At 66.0% G+C, this 13,769-nt stretch carries 14 protein-coding genes; 7 read left to right on the forward strand and 7 right to left on the reverse strand.

All coding sequences use genetic code 11. From position 1 onward, the window contains the following. The first annotated feature begins 39 nt into the window (after positions 1-39). On the forward strand, positions 40-1,008 hold the full coding sequence (locus N7607_RS16295; protein ID WP_279865956.1) for an endonuclease/exonuclease/phosphatase family protein: 969 nt from the start codon (positions 40-42) through the stop codon (positions 1,006-1,008). 3 nt (positions 1,009-1,011) lie between these two features. Here N7607_RS16295 and N7607_RS16300 read toward each other — a convergent pair whose 3' ends face one another. The 5 genes from N7607_RS16300 to N7607_RS16320 are packed head-to-tail and all read right to left on the reverse strand — an operon-like array spanning position 1,012 to position 5,601. After that, complete coding sequence (locus tag N7607_RS16300) at positions 1,012-2,088, reverse strand: polyamine ABC transporter substrate-binding protein (protein ID WP_279865957.1); 1,077 nt, start codon at positions 2,086-2,088, stop codon at positions 1,012-1,014. A 51-nt stretch (positions 2,089-2,139) separates the two neighbouring features. After that, a complete protein-coding gene (locus N7607_RS16305; RefSeq protein WP_279866125.1) occupies positions 2,140-2,481 on the reverse strand; it encodes a cupin domain-containing protein in 342 nt (113 codons plus the stop codon). Between the two features lie 14 nt (positions 2,482-2,495). Then, complete coding sequence (locus N7607_RS16310; protein ID WP_279865958.1) at positions 2,496-3,902, reverse strand: FAD-binding oxidoreductase; 1,407 nt, start codon at positions 3,900-3,902, stop codon at positions 2,496-2,498. A gap of 45 nt (positions 3,903-3,947) precedes the next feature. Then, complete coding sequence (locus N7607_RS16315) at positions 3,948-4,769, reverse strand: nuclear transport factor 2 family protein (RefSeq protein ID WP_279865960.1); 822 nt, start codon at positions 4,767-4,769, stop codon at positions 3,948-3,950. A gap of 52 nt (positions 4,770-4,821) precedes the next feature. After that, complete coding sequence (locus N7607_RS16320) at positions 4,822-5,601, reverse strand: AraC family transcriptional regulator (protein WP_279865961.1); 780 nt, start codon at positions 5,599-5,601, stop codon at positions 4,822-4,824. Positions 5,602-5,829: 228 nt separating this feature from the next. Here N7607_RS16320 and N7607_RS16325 point away from each other — a divergent pair, with 228 nt between their 5' ends. After that, a complete protein-coding gene (locus N7607_RS16325; RefSeq protein WP_279865962.1) occupies positions 5,830-6,774 on the forward strand; it encodes a triacylglycerol lipase in 945 nt (314 codons plus the stop codon). A gap of 54 nt (positions 6,775-6,828) precedes the next feature. Beyond that, complete coding sequence (locus N7607_RS16330; RefSeq protein WP_279865963.1) at positions 6,829-7,875, forward strand: lipase secretion chaperone; 1,047 nt, start codon at positions 6,829-6,831, stop codon at positions 7,873-7,875. On the opposite strand, the gene N7607_RS16335 is transcribed toward N7607_RS16330, so the two are convergent. Further along, a complete protein-coding gene (locus tag N7607_RS16335) occupies positions 7,872-8,744 on the reverse strand; it encodes a DMT family transporter (protein ID WP_279865964.1) in 873 nt (290 codons plus the stop codon). The two genes, N7607_RS16330 and N7607_RS16335, sit on opposite strands and share 4 nt — an antisense overlap. A 91-nt stretch (positions 8,745-8,835) precedes the next feature. On the opposite strand from N7607_RS16335, the gene N7607_RS16340 reads away from it, so the two are divergent. Together N7607_RS16340 and N7607_RS16345 are read left to right on the forward strand one after the other, a co-directional pair. Further along, positions 8,836-9,750: a LysR substrate-binding domain-containing protein gene (locus N7607_RS16340; protein ID WP_279865965.1), complete on the forward strand. Its 915-nt coding sequence runs from the start codon at positions 8,836-8,838 to the stop codon at positions 9,748-9,750. Between the two features lie 23 nt (positions 9,751-9,773). Continuing rightward, positions 9,774-9,992: a DUF2970 domain-containing protein gene (locus N7607_RS16345; protein WP_279865966.1), complete on the forward strand. Its 219-nt coding sequence runs from the start codon at positions 9,774-9,776 to the stop codon at positions 9,990-9,992. Here N7607_RS16345 and N7607_RS16350 read toward each other — a convergent pair. Beyond that, on the reverse strand, positions 9,989-10,975 hold the full coding sequence (locus tag N7607_RS16350) for an ABC transporter substrate-binding protein (RefSeq protein ID WP_279865967.1): 987 nt from the start codon (positions 10,973-10,975) through the stop codon (positions 9,989-9,991). The genes N7607_RS16345 and N7607_RS16350 overlap by 4 nt on opposite strands. Before the next feature lie 552 nt (positions 10,976-11,527). Here N7607_RS16350 and N7607_RS16355 point away from each other — a divergent pair. After that, positions 11,528-13,186 carry a nitrite/sulfite reductase gene (locus tag N7607_RS16355; RefSeq protein WP_279865968.1) on the forward strand — a complete coding sequence of 553 codons (1,659 nt, stop codon included), beginning with the start codon at positions 11,528-11,530 and terminating at the stop codon, positions 13,184-13,186. Beyond that, the gene (locus N7607_RS16360) at positions 13,170-13,667 is read left to right on the forward strand and encodes a DUF934 domain-containing protein (protein ID WP_279865969.1); all 498 of its coding nucleotides are present in this window, start codon (positions 13,170-13,172) and stop codon (positions 13,665-13,667) included. Before N7607_RS16355 ends, N7607_RS16360 begins: the two co-directional genes overlap by 17 nt. Positions 13,668-13,769 lie beyond the last annotated feature (102 nt).

Consider the following 13,769-nt stretch of genomic DNA (forward strand, 5'->3'; position numbering starts at 1 on the left):
TGGCGGCCATCCTCTGCGGCGTCCCCTCCGAGCCCGACCATGTCCCGATTGCATCGCTATCTCTGGCTGCTCGCTCTCGCCAGCCTCCTGGGCCTGCTGCTACCGCTGCTGAGCGGCCTGCTGGCCGGCGCCCACGGCACCCTGCCCTGGCTGCTGGACCTGGCCAGCCACTGGCAATGGCTGTTTCTCGCCGGCCTGATGCTCGCCGTGCTGCTCGGCGCCTGGTTCGATAGGCGCTGGCTGCTGCCGCTGCTGGCCGTGCCGCTACCCTGGCTGACCGCCGCCCCCGAGCTGCCGGCCGGTACAGGTGGGAGCGAACTGCGCGTGGCCAGCGCCAATGTGTACCTGAACAGCACCGACATCGCCCCGCTGGCCACCTGGCTGGAGCAGGCGCGGCCGGACCTGCTGGTTCTGCTGGAGGTATCGCCGCAGTACGCCAGCGCGCTGCAGCAGCTGCCCGGCTACCCGCACCGGCTGCTGCACCCCGACGGTTCGCCCTTCGGCATTGCCCTGCTGTCGCAGCTGCCGCTGCTGCATACCCAGGTGAACGAGGACGAGCAGGGCATCGCCCATCTGCGCGCGCAGCTGCGCCACCACGGCTGCAGCATCGCTCTGAGCGCCTTCCATCCCATGCCACCGCTGTCGCCGGACTACCACACCCGCCGCGACACGCGCCTGCGCGAGCTGCTGCAAGGCACTGGCCAACGGCCGGCCCTGCTCGCCGGCGACCTCAACGCCACGCCCTGGTCCAGCGCCTTCGCCGGCCTCGACCAGATTGGCTGGCGGCGCGCCAGCGGCCTGGCGCCGACCTGGCCGAGCCTGGGCGCGGGCCTCATGGGCATCCCCATCGACCATGTCCTGGCCAGCCGGCACTGGCGTCTGCTCGGCCACGAGCGCGGCCCGCACATCGGATCCGACCACTTCCCGGTACTGGCCAGGCTCGCCCTGAGCAACTGCCAGAACGACGAAGCCCCGGACACGGCCGGGGCTTCGGGGGACATTCGCTAGCGCTCAGGTGCCGCTCTTGACCTTGCTCCAGATGCGCGTGCGCACCCGGTCGATCTTCAGCGGCATGGCCTCCAGGGCGTACAGCTTGCTCATCACGTCTTCCGGCGGATAGACCTTGTTGTCGGCCTTGAGCGCCGGGTCGACCAGGGCATCGGCCTTCTGGTTGCCGTTGGCGTAGTGCACGTGGTTGCTGATGGCGGCCATCACCTCCGGCTGCAACAGGTAGTTCATGAAGGCGTAGCCGGCGGCCTCGTTCGGCGCATCGGCCGGCATGGTGACCATGTCGAACCACATGGGCGCGCCTTCCTTGGGGATCACGTACTCGATCTTCACCCCGTTGCCGGCCTCGGCGGCGCGGCTGGCGGCCTGCATGATGTCGCCGGAGAAGCCGATGGCCACGCAGATATCGCCGTTGGCCAGGTCGCCGACGTACTTGGAGGAATGGAAGTAGCGCACGTTGCCGCGCATCTGCATCAGCAGTGCCTCGGCCTGCTTGTAGTCGTCGAGGTTCTGGCTGTGGTGCGGCAGGCCCAGCTGATGCAGGGCGATCGGCAGCATCTCCGGGCCGTTGTCGAGGATGGCCACGCCACACTTGGCCAGCTTGGCCATGTGTTCGGGCTTGAAGATCAGGTCCCAGGAGTCCACCGCCACGCCCTCGCCCAGCACGGCCTTGACCTTGTCGACGTTGTAGCCGATGCCGGTGGTGCCCCACAGGTAGGGGAAGCCGTGCTGGTTGCCCGGATCGTTGGTCTCCAGCGCCTTCATCAGCACCGGGTTGAGGTTGCTCCAGCCGGGCAGCTGGCTGCGGTCGAGCTTTTTCAGCGCGCCGCCCTGGATCTGCCGGGCCATGAAGTGGTTGGACGGGAACACCACGTCGTAGCCGGAGCGCCCGGCCATCAGCTTGGCATCGAGGGTCTCGTTGCTGTCGTAGACGTCGTAGTGCGCGGTCTGGCCGCTGGCCTTCTCGAAGCTCTTCAGGGTGTCCGGGGCGATGTAGTCGGTCCAGTTGTAGATGCGCACGCCATCGGCGGCCTGGCTGGCCGATGCGATCAGCATCAGCGGGAGGATCTTCTTCAGCATGGGTTACCTCGTTGATTGTTCTTGTTAGGCAGTGACTCGGGGCTGCGCCGATCAGAAGATCAGCACGAAGGTCTTGCGCACCGTCTCCTGGATATCCCAGATGCCGGTGGTGTTGGCCGGCATCATCAGCGCGTCGCCGGCACGGATCTCGATCGGCTCGCCGCCGTCCGGGGTGAAGGTGCAGCGCCCGGCGATGAAGTGGCAGAACTCCTGCTGCACGATCTGCCGACGCCAACGGCCGGGACTGCACTCCCATACGCCGGCCTCGACGCCATCCGTACGCTCGACGCTGTGGGTACGGGTCACCGCATGGGGCTCGCCCAGCGGCACGGCCACCGGATGGACCTCGTCCAGGGCCAGCTCGGCGGTGTTCTTGAAGTGGTCGATGTTCATCGGATTCTCCGCAGTCATTTCATGAAACCTTCCATAAAGCCCGCCACGCCTTGCGCCAGACGGCGGCGCCAGGGCGCACTGGCGGGGTCGGCCAGCACCCGGTCCTCGTGCACGAAGCTGCGGATGATGGCGTTGTAGCCGAGCCAGCGCAGCGGCTCCGGCTCCCAGCCGGGTAGGCGCTCCAGGCCGGAGTCGCCGTACACCCAGGGTTGGCGGGTCAGTTCGTTGTCCTGGTCGAGGATCAGCGCGGCCAACGTGCGGCCGCCCAGGTTGCTGGCGCCGACGCCCTCGCCGCCGTAGCCGCCGGACAGGGCGATGCCGTTGCGCGTGTCACGCAGCATGTGCGGATGGAAGCGCCGGGCCATGCCCAGATTGCCGCCCCAGGCGTGGGTCAGGCGCACGTCGCGCAGCTGCGGGAACAGCTCACCGAACAGATAGCGGCGCAGCTCGCGCTCATCCTCGGTCAGGTTGAAATCGCTGCGCAGCTGGCCGCCGAAGCGATAGCCGCCGCGGGCGCCGAACACCAGGCGATCATCGGCACTGCGCTGGCCATAGGTGACCTGGCGACTGGCCTCGCTGAAGGCCTGGCCACGTTCCAGGCCGATCTCGGCCCAGGTGGCGGCCGGCAGCGGCTCGGTGGCGACCAGCAGGCTCTGCACCGGCAACTGGTGGTGGCCCAGCGGGGGCAGGCTGGCGGCGTAGCCCTCGACGGCCGGCACCACCCAGTCCGCGCTGACGCTGCCGCTGCCGGTACGCACCAAGCCGCGCTGCCACTCGGTCACCCGGCTCTGCTCGTAGAGCTCGACACCCATGGCTTCGACGCAGCGCGCCAGCCCGCGCACCAGCTTGGCCGGCTGGATGGTGGCGCAGTGCGGGCTGTAGAGCGCGCCATAGGGATTGGCCATGCGCAGCTGCTCGGCCAGCTCGGCCGGTTCGAGCCAGCAGTAGTCGCCCTCGCCCAGCCCGAGGCCACGCAGGTGCTGCAGATGTTCCTGCAGACCGCTCAGCTGTTCGGGATAGCGCGCCGCGCAATAGAGCACGCCGCCCTTGCGCAGATCGCAGGCGATGCCCTCACGCTCGGTGACGCTCGCCACCTCATCGGGGATGCCGTGCAGCAGGTCGAAGGCCGCGCGCCGTGCCTCGGCCGGCAGGCCGGCGAGCAGGCGATCCTCGCCGAGGATATTGCCCATCAGCCAGCCACCGTTACGCCCGGAGGCGCCGAAACCGGCGGTCTCGGCCTCGAGCACGACGACGCGCAGCTGCGGCGCCTGGCGCTTGAGGTAGTAGGCGGTCCACAGGCCGGTGTAGCCGGCGCCGACGATCACCACATCGGCACGCAGGTCGGCCTGCAGGCTCGGCCGCGGCGTCAGCGGCTCGTCGAGCTGGTCCATCCACAGGCTGATAGTGCGCCACGAGGTCATCGGGGTCTCCGTCGTCGGTTGATCGACAGAGACTAGTCAGGTGGCTCAGGGCTTGTCTTGCGTGCGGGCCCGCGAGGAAATTTGCTTGAGGTAGGTCTTGGGCGTCACGCCCATACGCTCGCGGAAGCACTTGTAGAAGGCCGACAGCGAGTTGAAGCCGGCAGCGAAGGCCAGCTCATCCACCCGCCGCGGATCGCTGCCCGCCGCCAGGCCGTCGAGCAGGTGCTGCAGGCGCGCCTGGTTGACGTAGCGATAGAAGCTCTGCCCCAGCACCTGGTTGAGCAGGTGGGAAATCTGATTGCGGCTGTAGCCGGTGGCGGCGGCCACCTGCTGCAGGTCCAGCTCCGGATCGAGAAACGGCCGGTGCTTGTGGAAGTAATCCTGCAGGTCCTGCGCCAGCAGGCTCAGCTGGCGTGCGGACAGGCCCAGTCGGCTGATGGCCGGACGCGAACTGCCACCCTCGCCGCCCGAGCGCGCCTCGTGCACCAGCGTGGCGTATTCGTTGATCCGCCAGATCAACCCGTCGCGCACGGTGATCGCCTCACCGGTACGGAACGACGCCAGGCGCTCGCCACCCTGCAGGGCGAAGCGGTACTGGATGAACGCCGTATGGCCATCGATGCGGATGCGGTCGACATGCTCCAGCAGCTCGCCGGGGCGCCGCGGCAGGTTGTTCTCCACATACTCGCGCAGGTCGGCCAGGTGCATGGTGCGCTGCTGGAAGAAGTCGTTGTACTCGATATCCGGGTGATACAGCGCCAGCACCGCCTCAAGGTCGCGGTGCTTCCAGCTCAGGTGGTAGCGCAGGATGGTCTCGCGGGTACGCTCGGTCTGCGCGGCGTCGTCGGGGAAGTCGCTGGCGTGCATGGGCAATTGGCCGGAATGGATGCTGCAGCTTGCCCGATTCGCCGGCGCCAGCCTAGCCAGCAAACAGGCGAATGCCACGCGGCTGGGCCAGCGCGGCGGATGGGCTCATGCCGATGATGGTGCGGAAGGTGTGGCTGAAATGCGCCGAGTCGGTGAAGCCGGCGGCCATCGCCGCATCGGTCAGGTTGAGGCCGCGGGCCACGCCGACGCTGGTGACGAACAGCCGGTGCCACTGGCGATAACGGCGGATGGGCACGCCGATCTTCTGGCGGAACAGCTGGGTCAGGCGCGGTACCGACAGGCCTACCTGCTCGGCGAGGAAGTCGATGGACTGGTTGCACGATACGTCGGTCTTGATCAGCGCGATGGCGCGAACGATACGCGGGTCGCTGGTGAAGCCGGGGGGCGCTTCCTGGCGCGGATTGATCATGCGCTCCAGCCACTCGTAGACCTCAGGAGGTGCGGCCGTGCGCCGGTGCAGGTCATCGAAACCGGCGATACAACTGTCCTCCTCATCCAGGGCGAAGTGCACCGCTCCCCGGCGCCCGGCCATACGCGGCGCCAGCAGCGCGTGGTCCTCGCCGAATACGTCCAGGTAGCAGATGGCGACGCGTGAATCACCGCTGTCCACCGTCAGTTCCAGACCTGCGGGCAACAGGGCGCTGCGACAGGTCAGCACCTCGTTGCGGCAATGGATCAGCAGTTCGCCATCGAGGGCAACCAGCAGCATGGCCGCGGCCTGCGACAAAAGCAGCGGCTCGGCGAAGGGGCTGAGGCAGAAGGTGCGCTTGTCCCACAGATACAGCAGGGACGGGGCATCGATCGGGTGCATGGACGTGTTCCGCCCTGTTCTTGTTGTTCTTGTGGGCGGCAGGGTAACCACAGACGCACGAACGTTGAAAGTCCATCTGCCAACGCCGTCGCAATAATTTATGTGCCACCGGGTTGATTTCATCAGTTCTTACAAGCCGGTCCTGTGTCCGGGTGCTTTCATGGCCGCCAGCTCCGCTGCTGTGTGCGGAGATACAAAAACAAAAAACGAACACACAGGTACCCCACCATGAAGAAGCTGCTCATCCCAGCGCTGGCCACTCTCGGCCTGTGCGCGACCCTCCCTGCCCTGGCCAACACCCAGTCGCAGACCAAGCACCCCATCGTCCTCGTCCCCGGCATTTTCGCCTTCGACACCATCGCCGGCGTCGATTACTGGCACCAGATCCCCAGCGCCCTGCAGAGCCAAGGCGCCAAGGTCCACGTGCCGAAGATCAATGCCTTTGACAGCTCGGCCAAGCGCGGCGAATCGCTGATCGCCCAGCTCGAGCAGATCCGCGCCAGCTCGGGCGGCACGGTGAAGAAGTTCAACCTGATCGGCCACAGCCAGGGTGGCCTGACCACTCGCTACGTGATGAACACCCGCCCCGACCTGGTGGCTTCGGTGACCACCCTCAACTCGCCGCACAAGGGTTCGCCGCTGGCCGACCTGGTCACCGGCGTCGCGCCACCCGGCAGCCTGCAGGGCGTAGCCTTCGACGTGTTCGCCAACGCCGTGGGCAACCTGGTCAACCTGTTGTCGAACAACAAGAAGAGCCCGTCGGACGTGCGCGCCATGCTCGCCGAATTCAACAAGCCGGGCGCCGCGGCCAACAACCAGCGCTTCCCCACCGGCGTGCCGACCTCCTCCTGTGGCGAGGGCCCGGAAACCGTCACCCTCAACGGCAACAGCATTCGTCTCTACTCCATGAGCGGTACCGCACCACTGACCCATGTGGCAGACATCTCCGACCCGCTGTTCGGCGTCACCTACCTGGCCTTCGGCCTGAGCGAAGCCAACGACGGCGTCACCGGTCGTTGCTCAAGCCACTTCGGCAAGGTGCTGAAGGACAACTACTTCATGAACCACCTGGACATCACCAACCAGGTATTCGGACTGGTGTCGCTGTTCGAGACCAACCCGAAGACCGTGTATCAGAACCAGGCCAACCGCCTGAAGAACCTCGGCCTGTAATCCGTGCTCGGGCATGGCGCACTCCCGCGCCATGCCCGTCGCGAGGAGCGTTCTATGTCCAGCAGAATCATCCTGGCCGCACTGGCCACGGGCGCGGTGATAGTCGGCGGCACCTTGCTGCTGTATCGCCCGCAACCCATCCCCACCGCACAATCCGTGTCCCCAACCGAATCCGCCCCGCTCGCCGCCACGCTGCCGAGCGACGAGCGCAGCCAGCAGGCCAGCGCGCTCAATCGACAGCTGCGCCAGACGCCTGCCGCCGCCCTGAGCGATCCCGGGCCACTGCCACCTTCGCTGCAGGGCAGCAGCCACGGCGTGACCCTGCGCGCCGATGCCCAGGGCAACCTGCAGCTGCAACCCAACCTGCTGCACCTGTTCGACTTCTACCTGGCCGGCCGCGAAGAGGAAGGCCTGGACAAGGTGCTGACCCGCATCCATCAGGACCTGGCCGCGCAGCTCAAGGGCCACGCCCTGGACCAGGCGCGCGACCTGCTGAGCCGTTACGTGGACTACCGCATCGCCCTGCAGAACCTGCCCGAAGCCGATAGCTCGATGGACGCCGGCGCCCTGCGCCTGCGCCTCGACGCGCTCAACGCGACCCGCCAGCAGTACTTCAGCGCCGAGGAGTACGCGCTGTTCTTCGCCAACGAGAACGCCGAGAACGCCGAGAACGAATACATGGTGCAGCGCCTGGCGCTGGGCCAGCAGACTGGTCTGAGCGAGGAACAGCGCCAGCAGGCCGTGGCCGAACTGGAGCTGCAGCTACCGGAGGAAGTTCGTGAGACCCGAGCCGCCAGCACCCGCCAGGGCGAGCTGTACGCAACCACGCAGGCCATGCTGGAGCGCGGCGCCAGCGCCGAGGAAATCCGCCAGGTACGCGAGCAGGCACTGGGCAGCGAGGCCGCCAATGCCCTGGCCGAACTGGATCGCCAGCAGGCCGCCTGGAAGCAGCGTCTGGCCGACTACGCCAGCGAGCGCAATCGTCTGCGCGCCGCCGGGCTCAGCGACAACGAGCTGCAGAGCGCCGTCGCCGAGTTGCAGGCCAGCCGTTTCGACGAGCTGGAGCGCAAACGGGTGCAGGCACTGGACGCGGATCTCTAGCGAGGACGTGGTAGGCGATTGCACAGGTAGATGCCGGCAATCGCCAGCGCCCCGCCGATGCAGATTTGTGGAGTCAGGCGCTCGTCCAGCAGCAACGCGCCGAACAGCACGGCGGTCAGCGGATTGAGGGCGATGAATACGCCGGAGCGGGTTGCACCGATCTGGCGGATACCGTCGTAGTACCAGATGTAAGCCAGCGCCGAGCCGATGGCGCCGAGGTAGAACAGGCTCAACCACTGGCCGCCTGTTGGCAGCGCCCAGGTCCCGGGCACCAGAGCCAAGGTGGTGGCGCATAGCATCAGAGTGCCCAACCAGATCGAGTAGCTCACCGTGTGCAGCGGCCCCAGCGCCTGGGAGAGCCCACGGGAGAACACGCTATAGATCACCCAGCTCAGCACGCAGCCGAAGATCAGCAGGTCGCCCCACCAGGCGCCATCGAGTAGCGAGCCCTCACGACCGAGGATCACCAGCCCAGCCCCTAGCAAGCACAGACTGATGCCCAGCAGTCGCAGCGGTGTCAGGCGCTCGCCGTAAAAGCAGAAACCCGCCAGGGCGATCAGCGCCGGATTCAGCGCGACGATCAGCGCCGCCCGCGAGGCGCTGGTGTGCTGCAAACCGAAGAAGAAGCACAGGTTGTACAGGAAGATGCCGCAGCCACCGAGCAGCGCCAGCCGCCCCCATTGCCGTGGCGACGGCCGTGCCCAAGCCCCACCAATGAAGGGCAGCACCAACGCCAGCGTCAGGCTGGCGATGATGAAGCGGGTGCTGGCCGCCAGCAGCGGCTCCATGTCACCCGCCAGGTAGCGCCCGGCGACGAAGGTGCCGCCCCAGATCATCGCCACCGCCACCAACTTCACGTAGACCCACATGCCAGATGCCCATCGATGCTTATTTCACCCAGCATCCAGCTAATTCAGGCTAATAGTAAAATGAGTGAAAACTCATGACGGCAGCCTGCACATGACCCTCACCCAACTGCACATCTTCACCGTGGTCGCCGAACTCGGCGGTTTCACCAGCGCGGCGGCGCGCCTGGGCATCAGCCAGTCGGCGGTGTCCCACGCGATCAAGGCGCTGGAACAGGAACTGGATATCGTGCTGCTGCACCGCCATCAGGCCCGGGTGGAGCTGAGCGATATCGGCCAGCACCTGCTGCAGCGCGCCCGCGCCATGCTCGGCCTGGCCGAGACCATGCGCCAGGAAGCTGCTGCCGCACGCGGCATGAAGCTCGGCACGCTACGCATCGGCTCCTTCGGCCCTAGCGCCTCGATGCGCCTGCTGCCGCTGATCCTGCAGCGCTTTCGCGAGATGTATCCGGGAATAGAAGTACTGATCGACGAGGGGCCGGATCGCCAGATCGTGCAATGGCTGCAGGAGCGCAGGGTCGATATCGGCTTCGTGGTGTTGCCGGAACCGCGCTTCGACAGCGTGCCGCTGTTCGAGGATCAACTGGTCGCCGTGCTGCCCGCCGAACACCCTCTGGCCGCGCAATCGGCAGTTGCACTGGCGCAGCTATGCGGACAGCCCTTCGTGCTGACCGAGGCCGGCTCATCCGAACTGGTCGACAACCTGTTCCGCAGCGCCCGCCTGCAACCCGACATCCGCTATCGCTGCAGCCAGCTGATCAGCACCTTGGACACGGTCGCCAGAGGCGACGCGGTCACGGTGGTGGCGGAGCTGTCGGTGCCGGATGGCGGCGCGGGGCGCTACTGCATCAGGCCATTGCGACCCGCGGTACCGCGCCGAGTCGGCCTGGCCCTGCCGGACCGGCGCCAGGCCTCGCCGGCGACCACTGCCTTCATTGAGCTGGCCACCGAGCTGCTGCGCAGTGGCACGCTGAGTCTGGCGGTCGAACCCGCGCGGACTAACCTCTAAGGCAAAACCGAGGGGAAACCACCATGGACGAGCAGGACAACGACAAGCCGCTGACCTTCCGCGAGATGCTGCAGAGCGTGCTGGCCGCCGCCTTCGGCGTGCAGAGCGGCAAGAACCGCGCGCGCGACTTCAGCCGGGGCAAGCCGAGCCACTTCATCTTGCTTGGCGTGTTGTTCACCTCGATCTTCGTGCTGCTGCTGTTCGCCCTGGTCCAGTTGGTGCTGCACCTGGCCGGGGTCTAGCGCAGCAACTCGTCGATGGAGAACGAATAGGCCTGCATGGCCGGATTGCGGGTGGCGCTGAAGCGCTTGAAGTTCAGGCCGATGTCGGAGCGCTTGAGGCGTGCCTGCAGCTTCTTCGCCTGCTGCGCATCCACCAGGCGCAGCAGACGGGCCATCTGGTCCTTGCCGCCACGCTCGGCGAAGTCCAGCCCCGCGGCATGGTCGTGCAACATCACAAGGGCGCAGCCGCCGAGGATGAAATGCCCGGTGGCCAGTGCCGCCAACTTGCCGTCCACGCGCGCCTGCAAGGCACTCGGAGAATTGTTCAGCGCCGTGAAGCGCAGCTGCCGGCCCTGCTCCTGCGCCGCCTGCATGGCACCGAAGGCCATCTCGTCGTTGGCCGACCAGACCATCTCCACGTCCGGGTAGCGCGGCAGCAGGGCCTTGGCCTGCTCGTAGGCGCGCTGCTGGCGCCATTCACCGTAGAGCAACTGACGCAGGCGCACCTGTGGGTACTCCGCCAACGCTCGATGCAGCCCCGCCTCGCGCAGGGTGGCCGAGGGAGTGTTCTTCACCCCGGAAAAGGCCACCAGCTCGCTGCCGTCCTTGGCCTGCTGCAGCAGCGCCTTGGCCATCAGGTAACCGGCTTCTTCGTCGTTGGTGACCAGGCTGCCGATCCAGTTGCGGTATTTGTCGCGCGGGCCGCCGACCCTCTGCTGCTGCTCCTCGGTCAGGGTGCTGTGCAGGGCGAACAGGCGGATGCCGCTGTCGGCCAGCAGGCGCAGGATCTCCGGCCCCAGGTATTGCTCGTTGACGAACAGCACGTAATCCGGCTTGTGCGGACGCTCCAGCAGCGCACGGGCGTTCTGCAGGATGGTCTCGGCATTACGCTCGCCATAGACCACCTCCAGCTGCATGCCGAGGTCGTCAGCGGCGTCCTGCATATAAAGGCTGTAATTGACCCAGAAGCGCTCGTGGGAATAGCCCGGATTGAGGAAGACCACCGAAGTGGCCTGGGCCGAGAGGCAAAAAAGGCTCAGACAGAGAAGCAGAATGGCACGCGCGAACAAAACCATGAATCCAGATTCAGCATTATCGCGGCGCATTATACAGAGCATCCTCTGGCCAAGTGCCACCATCGATCATGCCGAGCCATAAAAAAGGGCCAGCGTCGGTTGCCCGCGACTGGCCCTTCCTCTTCTTTATGCCGGCTATTGATGGCTGACCCAGAACACTGCGGTGCTTACCGCCAGCAGGATCAGGGCGAAGATGGCCCAGGCGTCGACAACGCTGTCCTTTTCGTCTGCAGTGGTGTGCTCGGTCATGGTGCCCCCGTTTGTTGTGGTTATGGGTTTCCCAGAGTTAAGACCAGCCGCGCTGCGCTCTCAAGTCGGCTCGCTTATCTACTTTAGCTATGTACTTATATGGAAACTTCATTTTTTCGAATATTCACGAACTGATATCTTTGCCCGGCCCTGATAAAGAGCGCGTTTACCGTGCGCGCGAAAAAGCCAATTTCTGCCTGATGAAGCAGTAGCCTGACCCACAGGACCCCTATGTACGTATACGACGAGTACGATCAGCGGATCGTCGAGGACCGCGTCAAGCAGTTCCGCGACCAGACCCGCCGCTACCTGGCCGGTGAGCTCTCCGGTGAGGAGTTCCGCCCCCTGCGCCTGCAGAACGGCCTGTACATCCAACGCTTCGCGCCGATGCTGCGCGTCGCCGTGCCCTACGGCCTGATGTCCTCGGCCCAGGTGCGCATGATGGCCAAGATCGCTCGCGACTATGACAAGGGCTACGCGCATATCAGTACCCGGCAGAACGTGCAGTTCAACTGGCCGGAGCTGGAAGATGTGCCGGACATCCTGGCCGAGCTGGCGACCGTGCAGATGCACGCCATCCAGACCAGCGGCAACTGCATCCGCAACACCACCACCGACCAGTTCGCCGGTGTGGCCAAGGACGAGATCGTCGACCCGCGCCCCTGGTGCGAGATCATCCGTCAGTGGTCGACCTTCCACCCCGAGTTCACCCACCTGCCGCGCAAGTTCAAGATCGCCGTCAACGGCGCCGTGAGCGACCGCGCCGCCATCGAGGTGCACGACATCGGTCTGGAAGCGGTGAAGAACGAAGCCGGTGAGCTGGGCTTCCGCGTCTCCGTCGGCGGCGGCCTGGGCCGTACCCCGATCGTCGGCAGCTTCATCAACGAGTTCCTGCCGTGGCAGCACCTGCTCGGCTACCTCGACGCCATCCTGCGCGTGTACAACCGCTATGGCCGTCGTGACAACAAGTACAAGGCGCGCATCAAGATCCTGGTCAAGGCACTGACTCCGGAAGTCTTCGCCGAGAAGGTCGAGGCCGAGTTCGTCCACCTCAAGGATGGCCCGACCACCCTGACCGAGGCCGAAGTCGCCCGCGTCGCCGCCCACTTCGTCGATCCGGCGTACCGCGAGCTGGCCGACCAGACCGCCGAACTGGCCGCCCTCGATGCCCAGCACCCGGGCTTCGCCCGCTGGCGCCAGCGCAACACCTTCGCCCACAAGAAGCCTGGCTACGTCGCCGTGACCCTGTCGCTGAAGCCTACCGGCGTGGCACCAGGTGATGTTACCGACAAGCAGCTGGACGCCATCGCCGACCTGGCCGATCGCTACAGCTTCGGTGAGGTACGCAACAGCCATAACCAGAACATCATCCTCGCCGACGTCGAGCAGCAGCAGCTGTTCACCCTGTGGGGCGAGCTGCGCGAACTGGGCTTCGCCACGCCGAACGTGGGCCTGCTGACCGACATGATCTGCTGCCCGGGCGGCGACTTCTGCTCCCTGGCCAACGCCAAGTCGATCCCGGTGGCCGAAGCCATCCAGCGCCGCTTCGACGACCTGGATTACCTGTTCGACATCGGCAACATCGACCTGAACATCTCCGGCTGCATGAACGCCTGCGGCCACCACCACGTCGGCCACATCGGCATCCTCGGCGTGGACAAGAAAGGTCAGGAGTTCTATCAGGTGTCCCTCGGCGGCAGCGCAGGTCGCGAAGCCAGCCTGGCGCAGATTCTCGGCCCGTCCTTCGCCCAAGAGCAGATGGCCGACGTGATCGACAAGCTGATCAAGGTCTACGTGGAGACCCGCACCGAAGAAGAAACCTTCCTCGATACCTTCCGCCGTGTCGGAATCGACCCGTTCAAGGAGCGCGTCTATGCAGCGAATCATTAAGAACGGCCAGATCCTGGACGAGACCTGGCACCTGCTGCCGGCCGACGCCAGCCTCGACAGCATCAGCAACAGCGACGACCTGATCGTGCCGCTGGCCCTGTGGCGCGAGCACGCTCATGCTCTCAAGGCCCGCGACGGCGGCCTGGGCGTATGGCTGGAAGCCGGTGAAGAGATCGAGGAAATCGTCGACCAGTTGGACAACTTCCAGGTGATCGCCCTCAACTTCCCCGCCTTCACCGACGGCCGCCACTGCTCCAGCGCCTACCTGCTGCGCAACCGCTACGGCTACAAGGGCGAACTGCGCGCCATCGGCGACGTGCTGCGCGACCAACTGTTCTCCTACCAGCGCGTGGGCTTCGACGCCTTCGCCCTGCGCGCGGACAAGGACCCGGTCGATGCGCTGAAGGCCTTCGAAGAGTTCGGCGAGGTCTACCAGGCCTCCACCGACCAGCCGCTGCCGCTGTTCCGCCGCCGCGCCTGATTCGGCCCCATGAAAAAGCCCCGCACCGCGGGGCTTTTTCGTTTCAGGCCAAGCCTTATGTAAGAGCGAGCTCTGCTCGCGAACCAGGCCAAGCAACAGCTT

The sequence above is a fragment of the Pseudomonas sp. GD04019 genome (assembly GCF_029837695.1).
Classification (GTDB): domain Bacteria; phylum Pseudomonadota; class Gammaproteobacteria; order Pseudomonadales; family Pseudomonadaceae; genus Aquipseudomonas.

Coding starts and splice junctions, on each gene's coding strand:
- N7607_RS16315 (WP_279865960.1), bottom strand. CDS start 4,769: ATGCACGCCAGCGACTTCCCCGACGACGCCGCGCAGACCGAGCGTACC.
- N7607_RS16335 (WP_279865964.1), bottom strand. CDS start 8,744: ATGTGGGTCTACGTGAAGTTGGTGGCGGTGGCGATGATCTGGGGCGGC.
- N7607_RS16300 (WP_279865957.1), bottom strand. CDS start 2,088: ATGCTGAAGAAGATCCTCCCGCTGATGCTGATCGCATCGGCCAGCCAG.
- N7607_RS16355 (WP_279865968.1), top strand. CDS start 11,528: ATGTACGTATACGACGAGTACGATCAGCGGATCGTCGAGGACCGCGTC.
- N7607_RS16295 (WP_279865956.1), top strand. CDS start 40: ATGTCCCGATTGCATCGCTATCTCTGGCTGCTCGCTCTCGCCAGCCTC.
- N7607_RS16360 (WP_279865969.1), top strand. CDS start 13,170: ATGCAGCGAATCATTAAGAACGGCCAGATCCTGGACGAGACCTGGCAC.
- N7607_RS16325 (WP_279865962.1), top strand. CDS start 5,830: ATGAAGAAGCTGCTCATCCCAGCGCTGGCCACTCTCGGCCTGTGCGCG.
- N7607_RS16310 (WP_279865958.1), bottom strand. CDS start 3,902: ATGACCTCGTGGCGCACTATCAGCCTGTGGATGGACCAGCTCGACGAG.
- N7607_RS16345 (WP_279865966.1), top strand. CDS start 9,774: ATGGACGAGCAGGACAACGACAAGCCGCTGACCTTCCGCGAGATGCTG.
- N7607_RS16320 (WP_279865961.1), bottom strand. CDS start 5,601: ATGCACCCGATCGATGCCCCGTCCCTGCTGTATCTGTGGGACAAGCGC.
- N7607_RS16330 (WP_279865963.1), top strand. CDS start 6,829: ATGTCCAGCAGAATCATCCTGGCCGCACTGGCCACGGGCGCGGTGATA.
- N7607_RS16305 (WP_279866125.1), bottom strand. CDS start 2,481: ATGAACATCGACCACTTCAAGAACACCGCCGAGCTGGCCCTGGACGAG.
- N7607_RS16340 (WP_279865965.1), top strand. CDS start 8,836: ATGACCCTCACCCAACTGCACATCTTCACCGTGGTCGCCGAACTCGGC.